The 15,172-nt window shown below is 73.3% G+C and carries 14 protein-coding genes; 3 read left to right on the top strand and 11 right to left on the bottom strand.

Annotated features, from left to right (window positions below):
- Window position 1: 1 nt before the first annotated feature.
- The 10 genes from ACWDYF_RS32635 to ACWDYF_RS32590 form a co-directional block, all read right to left on the bottom strand.
- Window positions 2-745: a gamma-glutamyl-gamma-aminobutyrate hydrolase family protein gene (locus ACWDYF_RS32635; protein ID WP_389474099.1), complete on the bottom strand. Its 744-nt coding sequence runs from the start codon at window positions 743-745 to the stop codon at window positions 2-4.
- Window positions 742-2,226, bottom strand: coding sequence for an aldehyde dehydrogenase (locus ACWDYF_RS32630; RefSeq protein ID WP_389474101.1), 1,485 nt, complete (start codon window positions 2,224-2,226; stop codon window positions 742-744). Before ACWDYF_RS32630 ends, ACWDYF_RS32635 begins: the two co-directional genes overlap by 4 nt.
- A 127-nt stretch (window positions 2,227-2,353) precedes the next feature.
- Window positions 2,354-3,811: an APC family permease gene (locus ACWDYF_RS32625; protein WP_389474103.1), complete on the bottom strand. Its 1,458-nt coding sequence runs from the start codon at window positions 3,809-3,811 to the stop codon at window positions 2,354-2,356.
- A gap of 171 nt (window positions 3,812-3,982) precedes the next feature.
- On the bottom strand, window positions 3,983-4,663 hold the full coding sequence (locus ACWDYF_RS32620; protein WP_381736976.1) for a TetR/AcrR family transcriptional regulator: 681 nt from the start codon (window positions 4,661-4,663) through the stop codon (window positions 3,983-3,985).
- 28 nt (window positions 4,664-4,691) lie between these two features.
- The gene (locus ACWDYF_RS32615) at window positions 4,692-5,537 is read right to left on the bottom strand and encodes a fumarylacetoacetate hydrolase family protein (RefSeq protein ID WP_381736977.1); all 846 of its coding nucleotides are present in this window, start codon (window positions 5,535-5,537) and stop codon (window positions 4,692-4,694) included.
- Window positions 5,538-5,551: 14 nt separating this feature from the next.
- Window positions 5,552-6,490, bottom strand: coding sequence for a 3,4-dihydroxyphenylacetate 2,3-dioxygenase (locus ACWDYF_RS32610; RefSeq protein ID WP_389474106.1), 939 nt, complete (start codon window positions 6,488-6,490; stop codon window positions 5,552-5,554).
- On the bottom strand, window positions 6,483-7,946 hold the full coding sequence (locus ACWDYF_RS32605) for an aldehyde dehydrogenase (RefSeq protein WP_389474108.1): 1,464 nt from the start codon (window positions 7,944-7,946) through the stop codon (window positions 6,483-6,485). Before ACWDYF_RS32605 ends, ACWDYF_RS32610 begins: the two co-directional genes overlap by 8 nt.
- Window positions 7,947-7,978: 32 nt before the next feature.
- Entirely contained in the window at window positions 7,979-8,785 is an 807-nt protein-coding gene (locus ACWDYF_RS32600; protein WP_389474110.1) for an acetoacetate decarboxylase family protein, read from the bottom strand.
- Between the two features lie 12 nt (window positions 8,786-8,797).
- On the bottom strand, window positions 8,798-10,006 hold the full coding sequence (locus tag ACWDYF_RS32595; protein WP_389474112.1) for an NAD(P)/FAD-dependent oxidoreductase: 1,209 nt from the start codon (window positions 10,004-10,006) through the stop codon (window positions 8,798-8,800).
- 3 nt (window positions 10,007-10,009) lie between these two features.
- A complete protein-coding gene (locus ACWDYF_RS32590; RefSeq protein WP_018566121.1) occupies window positions 10,010-10,198 on the bottom strand; it encodes a ferredoxin in 189 nt (62 codons plus the stop codon).
- Between the two features lie 334 nt (window positions 10,199-10,532).
- Between ACWDYF_RS32590 and ACWDYF_RS32585 the strand changes: the two genes are divergently transcribed.
- The 3 genes from ACWDYF_RS32585 (at window position 10,533) to ACWDYF_RS32575 (ending at window position 13,795) form a co-directional block, all read left to right on the top strand.
- The gene (locus ACWDYF_RS32585; RefSeq protein WP_389473622.1) at window positions 10,533-11,888 is read left to right on the top strand and encodes a glutamine synthetase family protein; all 1,356 of its coding nucleotides are present in this window, start codon (window positions 10,533-10,535) and stop codon (window positions 11,886-11,888) included.
- A gap of 19 nt (window positions 11,889-11,907) precedes the next feature.
- Window positions 11,908-13,200, top strand: coding sequence for a cytochrome P450 (locus ACWDYF_RS32580; RefSeq protein ID WP_389473624.1), 1,293 nt, complete (start codon window positions 11,908-11,910; stop codon window positions 13,198-13,200).
- 61 nt (window positions 13,201-13,261) lie between these two features.
- On the top strand, window positions 13,262-13,795 hold the full coding sequence (locus tag ACWDYF_RS32575; protein WP_389473628.1) for a DinB family protein: 534 nt from the start codon (window positions 13,262-13,264) through the stop codon (window positions 13,793-13,795).
- A gap of 171 nt (window positions 13,796-13,966) precedes the next feature.
- Here the strand turns inward: ACWDYF_RS32575 and ACWDYF_RS32570 are convergent, their stop codons facing one another.
- Complete coding sequence (locus ACWDYF_RS32570) at window positions 13,967-14,296, bottom strand: hypothetical protein (RefSeq protein WP_037895017.1); 330 nt, start codon at window positions 14,294-14,296, stop codon at window positions 13,967-13,969.
- Between the last annotated feature and the right edge of the window lie 876 nt (window positions 14,297-15,172).

Raw genomic sequence — 15,172 nt, 5'->3', positions numbered from 1 at the left:
GTCAGCGGGTGCCGCGCGCGGCCGCGACCAGCGCGTCGAACAGCCGCTGCTGGGCGGGGTCCTCGCGGGCCGTGTCCTCCGGGTGCCACTGCACGGCCAGGAACCAGCCGCCGGTCCCGCCCGCCGTCTCGACCGCCTCCACGGTGCCGTCGGCGGCGTACGCGGTGGCGGTCAGGCCGCTGCCCAGCCGGTCGACGTGCTGATGGTGGTAGCAGGAGGCTTCGGCCTTGTCGGCTCCGGTGACGGCGGCGACGGCGGATCCGGGGGTGAGGGACACCGGGTGGCGCAGATGCCGGTGCTCGCGGCCCGGTCCGCCCATGTCCTGGTGCAGGGTGCCGCCGAGGGCGGTGTTGACCACCTGGAGGCCCCGGCAGACCGCCAGCAGCGGCAGCCTCAGCGCGAGTGCCTGCCGGGCCACCTCCAGGTCGAAGGCGTCCTGTTCGTCGTCCACGTCGTAGACGGCCGCGTGCGCCTCGTGCGCCCCGTAGCGGTGGGGGGCGAGGTCTCCGCCGCCGGGGAGCAGGACTGCGTCGAAGCGGGCCAGCCGGGCGGCTGCCTGGGCCGGGTCGCAGACACCGCCGGGGGCGTGGGGGTGGATGGTGGCGGGCTCGCCGCCCGCCCGCCAGACGGCCTCGACCAGGGCGCGGGCGTTGACCTCGGCCGCGTGGCGCAGCGCCGAGGCGGAGGCGGAGAAGCGGGCCGGGACGGCGACGAGGGGCCGGTGGGCGGCGCGGGTGTCGTTCACAGCTGGATCCAGGTGGTCTTCAGTTCGGTGTACTTCTCCAGGGCGTGCACGGACTTGTCCCGTCCGTTGCCCGACTGCTTCATGCCGCCGAAGGGCACGGTGAGGTCGCCCTCCTCGTAGCAGTTGACCCAGACGGTGCCGGCCCGCAGGGCGCGGGAGACGCGGTGGGCGGTGGACAGGTCGGAGGTCCACAGTCCGGCGGCGAGTCCGTAGTCGGTGGCGTTGGCGAGGGCCACGGCCTCGTCGAGGTCGTCGAAGGCGAGGACGGACAGGACGGGCCCGAAGATCTCCTCGCGTGCGAGCGTGCTGTCCGGTGGGACGCGGTCGAAGACGGTGGGCTGGAGATACGTGCCTCCGGTGCCGGTCAGGGTGCGTTCTCCGCCGGTGCGCAGCCGGGCGCCGGAGCCGGTGCCTGCCCTGATGTGTCCGAGTACGCGGTCGAGGTGGTCGTGGCCGACCAGCGCGCCCATCTCGGTGGCCGGGTCGAGGGGGTCGCCGACGCGCAGTGCGCGGGCGCGGGCGACGACGGCCTCGGTGACGCGTTCGGCGACGGAGGTGTGCACCAGCAGCCGGGAGGGCGCGGTGCACATCTCGCCCTGGTTGAAGAAGATGCCCCAGGCGGCGGTGGCGGCGGCCCGGTCCAGGTCGGGGGCGTCGGGCAGGACGATGTTGGGTGACTTGCCGCCCAGTTCGAGCCAGACGCGCTTGAGGTTGGAGTCGGCGGCGTAGCGCAGGAAGTGGCGGCCGACGGCGGTCGAGCCGGTGAAGGCGAGGACGTCGACGCCGGGATGGAGGCCGAGGGCCCGTCCGGCGCCCGGTCCGTCGCCGTTGACGACATTGAGGACACCGGGCGGCAGGCCCGCCTCGGCGGCGGTGCGGGCGAGTGCCAGGGCGGACAGCGGTGAGTGCTCCGAGGGCTTGAGGACGACCGTGCACCCGGCGGCGAGGGCGGGGGCGATCTTCCAGCCGGCCAGGGTGAGGGGGAAGTTCCAGGGGACGACGGCGCCCACGACGCCCGCCGGTTCGCGGGTGACCAGGGCCAGGGCGTCGGGCGCGGTGTGCGGGGACTCGTCGGTGAGCTTGTCGGCGAGCTGCCCGTACCAGCGGAAGGTGTTGATCAGGGCGCGCAGTTCGATGTCGTGGGCGTCGCTGATCGGCTTGCCCATCTCCAGGCTCACGGTGAGGGCGAGATCCGCCCGCCGCTGTTCGATCAGGTCGGCCACGCGCAGCAGGGTCCGGCCGCGCTCGGCGGGTGCCAGGCGCGGCCAGGGGCCGTCGTCGAAGGCGCGGCGGGCCGCGGCGACGGCCAGGTCCACCTGGGCCGCGTCCGCGTCGGCCACCTCGGCGAGCACCTGGCCGTCCCTCGGGGAGACGGCGGCGAAGGTGCGCTCCGCCGCGTGGTCGCGGCCGTCGATGACATGTGCGCCGTTCGGCCGGAGCGCCTTGGCCCGGCGGATCCAGTCGTCGTGGGTGGCGTCCACCGTGCGTCCTCTTTTCGTGGGTGGTGCGGACCGGGGGGTGTGGTGCGGACCGGGGGTGCGGGACGGAAGGATGAAGGGGCGGGATGAGGGGAGGCGAGGGGGCGGGACGGTGCGCTGCGGCCGCGGGTCAGCCGGTGGCCGCGGTGCCCCGGCGGCGCAGCCGGTCGGCGCCGATGCCGAGCAGCATCACCACCGGTACCGAGAGCACGAGCCGGACGGCCGTGCCCGTGTCGCCGCCGATCAGAGTGGTGAAGTTGGCCAGGATCAGCCAGACGGCGCCCGCGAGACCGGCCGCTCCCAGGGCCGGGGCGAGCACGGTGTTCCAGCGGCGGCGGTCGAGGCCGGTGCGGCGGAAGAAGACGATCACCGAGACGGACGTCAGCAGGTAGAGCAGCATCATCGCCAGGACAGCCAGTCCGCTGAACCAGGAGAAGAGGCTCACCACGGGGTCCTTGCCGAGCAGGGCGAACGGGACGACGAGGGCCAGGGCGATGACGGTCTGCGCGCAACCGGCGGCCCAGGGGGCGTGGCGTGCGTTGAGCCTGCCCAGGCCCCGCGGCAGCAGCCGGTCGCGGCTGAGCGCGAACAGATAGCGGTTGGCGGAGTTGTGGAAGGTGAGGATGCCCGCGAAGAGCGAGGTGGCGAGCAGGACGGGCAGCACGGCGTCGATCCAGTGGCCGAACAGCGCGGCGATCGGCGCGAACACGAAGTCCGAGGCGTCCCCGCCCGCCAGCGCCGCGGCCGCCGCCCCCGGTGCCCTGGACGCCCCGTGGGCCGCGACCAGCATCCAGGAGGTCAGGGCGAAGAAGCAGGTCACCACCACGACGGAGAGGTAGGTGGCGCGCGGCACGGTCCGCTTGGGGTCGCGGGCCTCCTCGCCGTAGATGGCGGTGGCCTCGAAGCCGAACATGGACGCCACCGCGAACATGACGGCGACTCCCGGCGCACCCTGGAGAGCCGCGGACGGGGAGAAGCTGGCGGCCGCGCCCAGTCCCTCGGGGCCGCCCCCCTTGGCCAGGGTGACCAGGCCGAAGACGAGCAGGACGGTGAACTCGGCGCACACCAGCAGGGCCAGCACCTTGGCGCCGACCTCGATGCCCGTGGCGGCGAGTGCCTGGACCAGGGCCATGGTCGCCAGCGTCCACACCCACCAGGGCAGGTGCAGGCCCGTGTCATGGGCGACCAGGGTGCTCAGGGTGGCGCCGTACAGGCCGTACATGGCCGCCTGGATGACGCAGTAGGAGAACAGCGCCACGGCGGCGCTGCCGGCGCCGGTGGTCGGGCCGAGGCCCTTGCCGATGTACGTGTAGAAGGCACCGGCGTCGACGACATGGCGGCCCATGGCGACGAACCCGACGGAGAAGAGGAGGATGACCGCGCCCGCCAGCAGATAGGCGGCGGGGGTGCCCGCGCCGTTGCCGATGGCGACCGAGATCGGGGCCGCCCCGGCGATGCCGGTCAGGGGGGCCTGGCCGGACAGGACGAAGAAGAGGATGCCCAGGACACCCAGGGCGTCGGGTTTGAGCGCTGCTGCGGCGGGGGCGTCCCGTACGGTCCGCTCCGCGGGCACCGTGTGACTGTCCACTCGGATTCACCTGCCAGAAGAAGGGGGAAGTCGTTTCGGCCCAAACGAGTTGCCCCATGGTGGTGCGGGACTATCCGTTTGACAAGGGGTGCGGACGACAGGAATCGGACCGTCCTCGGCGGCACACGCCCGCGGCCACCCGGGCGCGGGTACGGCGGGGATCGGGCGCGCTCAGCTCCCGGCCGCGTCGCCGGTGGTGGTGCCGCTGGTGGTGCCGGTGTCGGCGGCGGGGGTGCCTTCGGCGCCCCGGCCGTCCGCGGCCAGTCCGGCGAGCAGGTCCCGCAGCCGCGCCAGCGCCTCCTCGGTCACCTCGCGCTCGCCGAAGACGAGCTGGTGCAGCACGAGGCCCTCCAGCGCCGCGAAGACCAGCCGGGACAGGCCCCGGTCGGCCGGGCGGCCGAGGATCCGGGACAGTTCGCTCCGGGCGGTCTCGAAGTACCCCTCGTACAGGGCGCGCAGCTGCGGCAGCAGCTCCGGCCTGCGCCGGGCCTCCAGCATCAGCTCGTACTGGAACGCCTGGAGGTCGGGACCGGCCTCCACCATCTCCCCGAGGCCCGCGGCGAAGTCCGGTGCCCGGCCCGTGCCGCCCTCCAGGGCGCTGACGCCGAGCGAGGCGCGGACCGCGTGGTCGACGGCCTCCTCGATGAGCGCGTCCCGGGAGCCGAAGTGGTGCACGACGAGACCGTGGGTGACCCCGGCCTCCTCGGCGACCGCCCGGTAGGTGAGCCCGCGCAGACCGACCCGGGCCACCACGCGGACGGCGGCGTCCAGCAGGGCGACCCGTCCGGTGCCGTAGTGCGTCACGCGCTTGCGGCCGCGGCGGCCGTCCGCGGGCTCCTGGGGGTCGGTCATGCCCCCGACCCTACCGGCGGCGCCCCGCTCAGCGCCGCGGCGGCCTGATGCCGCGGAACTCCCAGTCGCCGCCGAGCGCGGTGGACAGGACCTCCTCCGACTCGGTCGGCTGGGCGCCGACGTCGGCGCGGATCGCGGTGGGGCCGCTCACGATGTGGTTGGTGAGCCGGCCGAGACCCTCCACCTCGACCTCGACCACGTCCCCCGGCCGCACCGGACGGGAGTTGGCCGGGGTGCCGGACAGCAGGACGTCGCCCGGGTACAGGGTGATGGTGCGGGCGATGTCGGCGACGAGGTAGTGCATGTCCCACTGCATCTCGTCGGTCGAACCGTCCTGCACCACCTGGCCGTTGACATAAGTGCGCAGCCGCTTGCCGTGGAAGTCCCAGTCGGTGACCAGGCCGGGGCCGAGCGGGCAGAGGGTGTCGGAGCCCTTGACCCGGAGCATGGACCCGGCGTCGGTGTCGCGGAAGTCGTGCAGTCCGTAGTCGTTGGCCACGGTGTAGCCCGCGATGTACGCGCCCGCCTCGGAAGGGGAGATGTTGCGCGCGGTCCTGCCGATGACGATCGCCACCTCGCCCTCGTAGTTGAGCCACTTGCAGCCCTCGGGCCGGACGATCGCGCCCCCGTGGGCGTTGAGCGCGGAGACCGGCTTGTGGAAGTAGGTGGGGGTGGCGGGCAGGCCGATGCCGAACTCCTCCACCCGGCTGCGGTGGTTGAGGTGGACGGCGACGACCTTGGACGGGACGACCGGCGGGAGGTGGACCGCGTCGGAGGCCGCGACGCGGCGGCCGTCCCCGGCGACCAGTTCGTCGCCGTCGCGGACGGTCTCCGTCACCTGGCCGTCCAGGAGGATGCGGCGGTACTCGGGCATGGGGCGGGGCCTTTCTAGGCGCGGTCGCGGTGGGTGCGGGCGGCGGAGGCGGGGGCGGGCAGTCCCGCGCCGGTCCAGCCGTCCTCGGGACGGTCGAACCAGAGGTGGACCTGGCCGGTGCCGACGGAGTTCTCGTACTCGCCGTACTGGCGGCCGGGGGCGGTGCACGCCTGCTCGCCCAGTGCGCCGGCCATCATCAGGTAGTGGAAGAACTTCGCCTCGGGCCGGTACTTCCAGAACGCGTCCATGGTGTCGAGGACCTTGTCGTGGCGGCCCTGCCGGAACCAGTCGATGCGCTCCAGGTCGGCCGCGCGGGCCTCGGGGGTGAAGATGTGCGCCGGGTCGCTGGCCTCGTGGTCGCGCAGCTCGCGCAGCGGCCAGAAGGTGTGCGACAGCGCGCCGGAGGCGATCAGCAGTACCCGGCGGCCGGGGGTGGCGGCGATGCCGTCGGCCAGCGCGCGGCCCAGGCGCAGATGGTCCTCCATGTCGCCGGTCTGGCAGACGCCGATGGACACCCAGCACTTGTCGGGCAGGCCCTCGCCGAGGTACTTCCACAGGTTGAGCGTGGCGTAGTAGATCGGCAGGTACGTGTCGTCGATCGGGGTGATCCAGGTGCCGTGGGTCCCGGCGAACGAGGCGATGTTGCGGGCGAGTTCGGGGTCGCCCGGGAAGTCGTAGGGCATGCGGCACATGCCGCGCGGCAGCTCCTCGGAGGTGAACAGGCCGGCCCGGCGGTGCTGCGCGGTGACGACGAACTCGACGGTGGTGGCCCAGTGGGAGTCCAGGACGACCACGGTGTCGTAGTCGTCGCGCTCGAAGACGTCCCGGCGCAGTTGCCTGAGGCCGGTGACGAGGGTGACCTCCTTGCCCTCGTTCAGTTCCCGGCGGGTCTTCTCGGGGAGCACGATGGTGGGCACATGGGCGAGCAGTCCCGCCCCGACGATCTCACCCATGGTCCTTGAATCCCTTCGGCGCGGTGACGGTGTTCTTGACGTCGCAGTAGAAGTCGAAGCTCCAGGTGCCGCCCTCGCGGCCGACCCCGGAGTGGCGGGAGCCGCCGAAGGGCGCCTTGAGGTCGCGGACGAAGAAGCAGTTGACCCAGACGGTGCCGGCGACCAGGCGTGCGGTGACCCGTGCGGCGCGTTCGGCGTCGCCGGTGGCGACGGTGGCGGCGAGTCCGAAGCGGGTGTCGTTGGCCAGGCGTACGGCCTCGTCCTCGTCCTCGAACGTCTGGAGGGTCAGCACGGGTCCGAAGACCTCCTCCTGCACGATCTCGGAGTCCTGCCGGACATCGGTGAGCAGGGTGGGGACGTAGTACTGGCCCTCTCCCCGGTGGCCGCCGATCACCGCGCGGGCCCCCGCCTCCAGCGCGCGCCGCACGAAGCCGTCGATCTTCTCCAGCTGCCGGGGGTGGATGGTGGGTCCGATGTCGGTGGTCTCCTCCCTCGGGTCGCCCTGCCTCAGCGCGGCCGCCTTCTCGGTGAAGCGTCGGGTGAACTCCTCGGCGACCGGGGCCTCGACCAGGATGCGGGTGGCCGCCAGGCACACCTGGCCCGCGTTGTCGTACTGCTCGACGGCGAGGCCGGCGGCCAGGTCGAGGTCGGCGTCGGCGAAGACCAGCAGGGGGGACTTGCCGCCGAGTTCGAGACTGAGCGGGGTGAGGTTCGCGGCGGCGGACGCGGCGATGTGCCGGGCGGTCGGCACGGATCCGGTGAAGCTGATGCGGCGCACGTCCGGGTGCGCGGTGAGCGGGTCGCCGACCTCCGAGCCGTAGCCCTGGACGACGTTGAGGACACCGGCGGGCAGTCCGGCCTCGGCGGCGATGTCGGCGAGCAGCGAGGCGGTGAGCGGGGACCATTCGGCGGGCTTGAGGACGACCGTGTCTCCGGCCGCGAGTGCGGGGGCGACCTTCCAGGTGGCCAGCATCAGCGGGGCGTTCCACGGGGTGATCAGCACACAGGGACCGGCGGGGTCCCAGGTGACGTGGTTGGTGTGGCCGCGGGTGGTGAAGTCCTCGTGGTCCAGTTCGAGCAACCAGTTCGCGAAGAAGCGGAAGTTGTGGGCGACACGGGGCATGACACCGCGGCGGTGGGAGCGCAGCAGGGCGCCGTTGTCGGTGGTCTCGACCAGGGAGAGTTCCTCCAGGCGCCGCTCGACGCCGTCGGCGATCGCGTGCAGGAGGCGGGCGCGTTCGGCGCGCGGGGTGGCGGCCCAGGCGGGGAACGCGGCCTTGGCGGCGGCGACGGCCGCCGCGGCCTCCATGGCGGTGCCCCGGGAGATCTCGGCGAGGACGCCGCCGTCGATGGGGGACACGTCGGTGAAGGTCTCGGTGGAGGCGACGCGTTCGCCGCCGATGAAGTGCCGGGTGTCGACGGGGACTCCGGCGACGGTGGTGAGATGTGTGCTCATGCGGTGGGGCTCCTCGGGGTCGTACGGTGCGGTCACTGGGCGCCGGAGGTGTGCGACTCCAGCAGCCGGCCGCCGTCCCAGACCACGCCGACCTGGCGGTAGTACGCGGCGATCGGCTCGCGGATCTCCAGGTGGGCCAGTTCCTCGGTGGGCGAGGCGAACAGCTCCAGGTCGGCGTCGCCCACCCAGGACCGGCCGCCCTCGAAGGAGGCGGCGCCGGACTCGACCAGCTCGTCCAGGGCGAGGCCGCCGCCCTTCTCGACGGAGGGCAGCCAGCGGTGGTGGGCCATCGGGTGGGCGTTGACGAAGCCGTTGGCCGGGGCGGGTTCGCGCAGGGTGACGATGGTCTGGGCCAGGCGCCGGTCGGCGGCGGCGAGGGTGGCGCCGAAGCGGGCCCCGGCCTCGATGCGGGGGGCGGGTCCGTAGGGGTGGGGGCGGGTCTGGTGGATCGAGCCGAGCTTCTTCGGGTAGCCCTGGTGCAGGCCGCGGGCGATCGCGAAGTCCTTGTCGACCCAGATGTACACGCAGCGGCTGTAGGTCCGGCCCCGGTAGCGGCAGCGGACGACCGCGAACGCCTCCTTGTACTGGGCGAGCACCGGGTCGAGGAGTTCCGCGCCGGAGGCGGCGCAGGACTGCCAGTCGGCCCAGATCAGCGCGACAGCGCCGGGGTCCTCCTCGGCGAGTTCGAGCGGTTCGGGCAGCAGGGCGCGCACCCGGTCCGGGTCGGTGCGGTACTCGACGGTCAGCAGGTCGCCGGAGTAGCGCCAGGGCGGCGCGGGGATCAGCGACGAGGCACCTGTCGCCGTCTTGGGGTGGAGGAATCCGCGGACGGTGGTCATGGCTGGTGTTCCTTACGCGATGAGGGCGGGCGGCTGCGCCAGGGCGGCGCGGTGGCGGGCGGCGGCAGCGGCGGCGGCCGGTCCGCCGAGGGCGGCGACGCCCACCAGGCGACGGCCGCGGTGGTAGCCGACGACCAGGTCCCCGGCCGGGTCGCCGTCGAGGACGCGTACGTCGTCGAGGCCGAGCGCGGGCGCGCCGAAGCACTGGAGCCGGAGGTCGTGCTGGTCGCTCCAGAAGGTGGGCAGCGGCGCGAACGGCGCGCGGGCCCCTTCGGTGCCGGTGAGGTGGGCGGTGAGGGTGCGGGCGGCGTGCCGGGCGGTGTCGCCCGGCATCGACCAGTGCTCCACGCGGCGCGGTACGCCGTCGTAGCGGGCGTTGGGGAAGCGGGCGACGTCGCCGACGGCGATCACGTCGGGACGGCCGCCGGCGCGCAGCTGCGCGTCGGTGCGTACGCCGTCGGTGAGGTCCAGGCCGTTGCCGTCGAGCCATTCGGTGTTGGGCAGGGAGCCGACCGATTCGACCACGACGTCGGCGGCGAGGACCGTGCCGTCGGCCAGGACGGCCCCGGTGACGCGGTCGTCGCCCGTGAACGCCGTCACGCCGGTGCCGAGGGCGAAGCGCACCCCGCGCCGTTCGTGGCGCGCCAGCAGCGCGGTGGCGAGCAGTTCGCCGAGCGGGCGGACCATGGGCAGGGGCAGCGGGTCGACGACGGTGACCTCGGCGGCGCCCAGGGCGACGGCGGTGGCGGCGACCTCGCAGCCGATGAACCCGGCGCCGACCACGACCACCCGCGCGCCCGGCCGGGTGAGCGCCGTGCGCAGGCCCCGGGCGTCGTCGAGGGTGCGCACGGTGTGCCGGCCGGTGCGCGGACCGGGGCAGTCGAGCCGGCGGGGGCGGGTGCCGGTGGCGACGACGAGTCCGCCGTACGGCAGGGTCTCGCCGTCGGCGAGGGTGACGGTGCGCCGGTCGAGGTCGGCGCGGACGACGCGGGTGCCCAGCCGCCAGCGCACGTCGTGGACGGCGGGGCGGGGTCCGAGGGCGAGCGAGGCGAAGGACGCCCGGCCGGCCAGCACCTCCTTGGAGAGGGGCGGGCGGTTGTAGGGCATGTGGGGTTCGTCCCCCACGAGCGTGACCGGGCCGTCCCAGCCCGCCGCGCGCAGTTGTTCGGCGGTGCGCAGGCCGGCCAGGGAGGCGCCGGCCACGACGACGGTGGCGCGCACGGCTCAGTCCTCGATCCGGATGGCCTGGAGCGGACAGACGTCGGCGGCCTCCTCGACGTCGTCGCGCAGCGTCTCGTCGGGGTCGGGGACGTGGGCCAGGTGTCCGGTGTCGTCGAAGGAGAAGACGTCGGGGGCGGCGAAGACGCACTGGCCGTGGTCCTGGCACTTGTTCATGTCGACGACGACCTTCATGGCCGGTCCTCCTGGGGCTGAGGGGGCGTCGGAGTGGTGGAGAAGGGGCCCGGCCGCGGGGGCCGGGCCCCGGCCAAGGGACACGGGGGGACACCGGATCCCCAACTCGTTTGGCTTCAAACAAGATAGGAAGCGGCAGAGCCCTGGTCAATAGCTATCCGGATGGATAAATTTCCGGGACGACCCTCTTGCGGGAGCGCGTCGCCCGGCCCTACCGTTTGCGGTCAAACAAGCTTGTGGCCTCCTGCGCTCCCGCAGTCCGAGACCGCCTCTTCCCCTTCTCCCCCGGCGCCCGAGCCGTCACAGGCGCCCCCCTTCTCCAGAGGAGACACCGGTGAGCGCATCCGACGCACCGTCCGTCCGCCGGCACCTGGAACGCCTGGCCGCCGAGGGCATCGACGTGGTCCGGGTGACCTATCCCGACCTCATCGGCACCGAACGGGCCCGGGACGTCCTGCTCGACCACCTGCCCGCCGCCTGCGACCACGGCCTCGCCTTCTGCCGCGCCGTCTACCACACCAGCCCCCAGGGCGACACGGTCCCCGTCCCCGGCGGCCTCGACGCCGGACTGCCCGACATCTGCGTCCACCCGGACCTCGACACCCTCACCGCCCTGCCCTGGGAGCCCGGGGTCGCCGCCTGCCTGGGCGACGTCACCGACCCGGCCACCGGACTGCCCGCGCCCGAGTCCCCCCGCGACCTGCTGCGCGCCGTCGTCGAGCGGTGCGCCGAGCACGGGCTGCGCCCGGTGGTGGGCCCCGAGCTGGAGTACTTCCTGTGCGACGCCGCCCCGGAGACGGCGTCCGGCTGGCGCCGCTACAGCGAGGCCCAGGGCGTCGTCTACACCGCGGGGCTGCGCGCGGACGGCGACAACCACCTGCTGCGCACGCTGCGGATGCTGCGTGATCTCGGCATCGGCGTCAGCGGCGGCAACCACGAGTACGACGGCTCCCAGTTCGAGATCAACCTGACCCACTCCGACGCCCTGGCGGCCGCCGACCGCGCCTTCCGCTTCAAGGCGGCCGTCAAGGAACTCGCCCGCAAGGAAGGCCGGCTGGCCACCTTCATGGCCAAACCCTTCAACTCCGCGGGAGGTTCCGGGTTCCATCTCCACCTGTCCTGTGTGGACGAGGACGGCATCAGCGCCTTCGCCGACCCGGCGGCGCCGTACGGCCTCTCCGCGACCGCGCGCCACGCCGTGGCCGGGGTCCTCGCCCACGCGCCCGCGCTCGCCGCGCTCGCCAACCCCACCGTCAACTCCTACAAGCGCTTCGGCCCCGACACCCTCGCGCCCTGGCTGATCGACTGGGGGCTGGACAACCGCAGCGCCATGGTCCGGATCCCGCCCGAGCGCGGCGCGGCGACCCGTTTCGAACTGCGCCTGGGCGACGCGGGCGCCAACCCCTATCTGCTGATCGCGGGAACCCTCGCCGCGGCACTGCTGGGCGTCCTGGCGGGCGAGGAGCCGCCGGCCCCGCTGGAGGGCTACGGCTACGACTCCGCCCGGTCCGCCGTGCTGCCCGGCAGCCTGCCCGCCGCCCTGGACGCGCTGGAGGCGGACACGGCACTGACCGGCCTGCTCGGCAAGGACTTCACCGCCTCCTACCTCACCTACAAGCGCGACGAGGTCGCGCGCTTCCAACGGCACGTCACCGACTGGGAGTTCACCGAGTACGCCTACCACCTGTGACCCCGAGGAGGCCCACCCCATGACCCCGACAGCCCCGCTCGTGTCCGAGGCCGTCCGCGAGCCGCTGCCCCTGGCCGACGTCGACCTCGCCGACCTCGACAACTTCACCGACGGCGTGACCCCCTGGCGCATGTTCCACACCCTGCGCCACGAGGACCCCGTCCACTGGCAGCCCGAGGAGTCCCCCAACTCCGGTTTCTGGGCGGTGACCCGGCACGCCGACATCGCCCGCGTCGACCGCGACGCCGAGACGTTCACCTCCACGCGGTTCGTCAATCTGGAGGAGGTCGACGACGACCAGATCGCCCGGCGCGCCTCCCTCCTGGAACTGGACGGAGTCCGCCACCGGGCGCTGCGCCGCCTGCTCCAGCGGCAGTTCGGCGCGGGCGTCATCAACAGCTACGCCGACTTCCTGCGCGGCCTGACCGCCACCACCCTGGACGCGGCCCTGGCCAAGGGTTCCTTCGACTTCGTGAAGGAGGTCTCCGCCGACTTCCCGATCAACGTCCTCGCCCGCCTCCTGGACGTGCCGCCCGAGGACAACCAGCGGCTCATCGACTGGGGCAACCGCATCATCGGCAACACCGACCCGGACTACGCCGACGTGCTCCTGCACAGCGCGGAGAGCGAGCGGTACCGCGATCTGCCCTTCCGCTCCCCCGCCTCGCTGGAGGTGTTCGCCTACGGGCGCGAACTGGCCCGGCGGCGGCGCGGCGGCACCGGCACGGACCTGGTCTCCCGGCTCGTCAACGAGACCCCGCGCGACGGAGTGCCGCTCTCCCCGCAGGACTTCGACAACTACTTCCTGCTGCTGGTCGTCGCCGGGAACGAGACGACCCGGCACACCATCACCCACGCGATGCTGGCCCTCCTCCAGCACCCGGAGCAGCTGGCCCGCCTCCAGGAGGACCCCTCCCTGATCCCCGGCGCGGTCGAGGAGTTCCTGCGCTGGGCCTCCCCCGTCTACCACTTCCGCCGCACCGCCACCCGCGACGTCGAACTCGGCGGCCGGCACATCAAGGAGGGCGACAAGGTCGTCATGTGGTTCGCCTCCGGCAACCGCGACGAGGAGGTCTTCCCCGACCCGTACGGCTTCGACGTCACCCGCCGCGACAACGACCACGTCACCTTCGGCAAGGGCAGCCCCCATCTGTGCCTGGGCAATCTGCTCGCCCGCACCGAGATCCGCATCTTGTTCGAGGAACTGATCCCCCGCCTGTCGGACATCCACCTGACCGGCGCCGTCCCCCGGGTCCGCTCCAACTTCGTCAACGGCGTCAAGCGGCTGCCGGTGGAAGTGACGCTCGCCTGAGGGCGCGGCCGGGGCTCTCGCCCCGTTCCGCCGGACGGCCGACCTGGGGCAGTCTGGGTCCATGACCACGGCATGGACAGCTCCGCAGCCGCAGCGCACGATCCGGATCGGTGATCTGACGACCCTGCCCGAGCGCGCGATGCTCGAAGGCTGGCTGACCTGGCATCGCGAGACCTTGCTCGCCCAGTGCGCGGGACTGGACGCCGCCCGGCTGGTGCGGACCACGGTGGAACCGTCGAACCTCACCCTGCTGGGCCTCGTCCGCCATCTGGCGGAGGTGGAGCGGGCCTGGTTCCGGCGGCGCTTCGCGGGCGAGGACATCGGGAACGTCTTCACCGGTCCGGGAGACGGCGACGAGGGCATCGAAGGAGCCGACGAGGCGTACGCGGAAAGGGACTTCGCGCGATACCGGACCGAGATCGCCGCATCCGACGCCGCTGCGGCCGGCCATGACCTCGACGAGACGTTCACGTCCGCGCGTGGCACCGCGCTCAGCCTGCGTTGGCTCTATGTGCACATGATCCAGGAGTACGCCCGGCACAACGGACACGCGGACTTCCTGCGCGAGCGCACGGACGGGAGAACGGGCGGCTGAAGCGGCACGGCGGCCCCTGCGAGCGGCTCTGGCCGCGCGGAGGGTTCGGCGGACGCGGTACTCGTGAGGGGCGGCGCGCGGTATGCGGTCGGGCGGACGTCCGCAGGTGGCGCCGCAGCGGCCCGCCGCGGTCGCCGCGGCGGGCCACGGGGCGTCCGGCACCCGGTGTCGTCAGGCCTTGCCGGTCTTGGTCACGCAGTACCGCAGTGGTCCGGTCGGGCCGTCGCGCAGGCAGATCTCCATGGTGAGGGGCACCCCCGCCTTCAGGGAATTGGTGTGGCCCGTGGTGCAGGTGCCCGCGCCGTTCGCGTCCTGGAGCGTCGTGGAGGAGCCGCTTCCCCAGGTCGCCCGGCCCCAGGCCCGCAGACCGTCGGCCTGGTTGTCGCAGACCCGGAAGGTGTCCGGTCCCGACCACTGGGCGATGCCTCCCGGCCGGCCGGAGTCGCTCGTCAGGATCTGCCAGTCGACGTCGGACGCGCTGGCGGGCCCGGCGGCCGTCATGGCTGCACCTGCCGCGAAGACCGTCATTCCTACGGCCCGGACAGTCCTGCCGCGCCATGAGATCGGTGAACGCATGTTTCCCCCAAGTCGGGTGTGCTCTGACGGGCCTCACCCCGGTCACGGCAAGCCGGACCTGCACCAGGTCGCTTCCGTGGCTCCGGTTCCAGGATCCCGGGATCCCCTCGGCCCGGTCCCGACTGTGGCAGTACACCGCGGCCCGCGTCTTTGGCACCCCGTCGCCAGCGGCTTGACGACCAGTGACCACAGGGGTCCCCCGTAGCCGCGTCCGGCCATCGGCACGGGCCTCGGTCAGCGGTCAGCGGGCAGCGGGCAGCGCGTCCAGGTGGGCCACCCGCAGGGTGATGCCGTGCAGGGGATGCTCCCGGACCGCGGAGCCACTGCTGATGACCGGGATCGCGTCGTACGAGCCGGTGCGCGGTCGGGGGAAGTCCGGCCGTACCGGCTCGTGCGGACCTCCGCGTCGGGGCAGACCAGCCAGAGGACCCGGTCCCAGGCGTCCACCGTGGTGGCCGGTACCTTCCCGTGGTCGTACTGCCGAGGCGACCGGACCCGGTCGGCCGGACGCTGGGCCCGTTCCATGAATCGCGGACCGCCGGGAGCTGTGGAAGCATGGGCCGGGGAACACCCGCGCGTGCCTCATCAGGAGGTTTGCATGTCCTCGAAGCGTCGCCGGAAGAAGAAGGCCCGCCGCAAGCACCGGGCGAACCACGGGCGGCGGCCTCAGTGCTGAGTGCCTGACGGCGCCCGGTATCCGCACGGTCGCACCGTACTCACGGCGCATCCTCCGAGGGTGCGCCGTGGCGGCGTGGGGGCGGCGGGGGGGCCCCCCCCCGCCCCCAGGTCAAGGCCCCCCGC

The organism is Streptomyces sp. NPDC003284, assembly GCF_053589675.1.
This window is presented reverse-complemented; position numbering and strand designations above follow the sequence as displayed.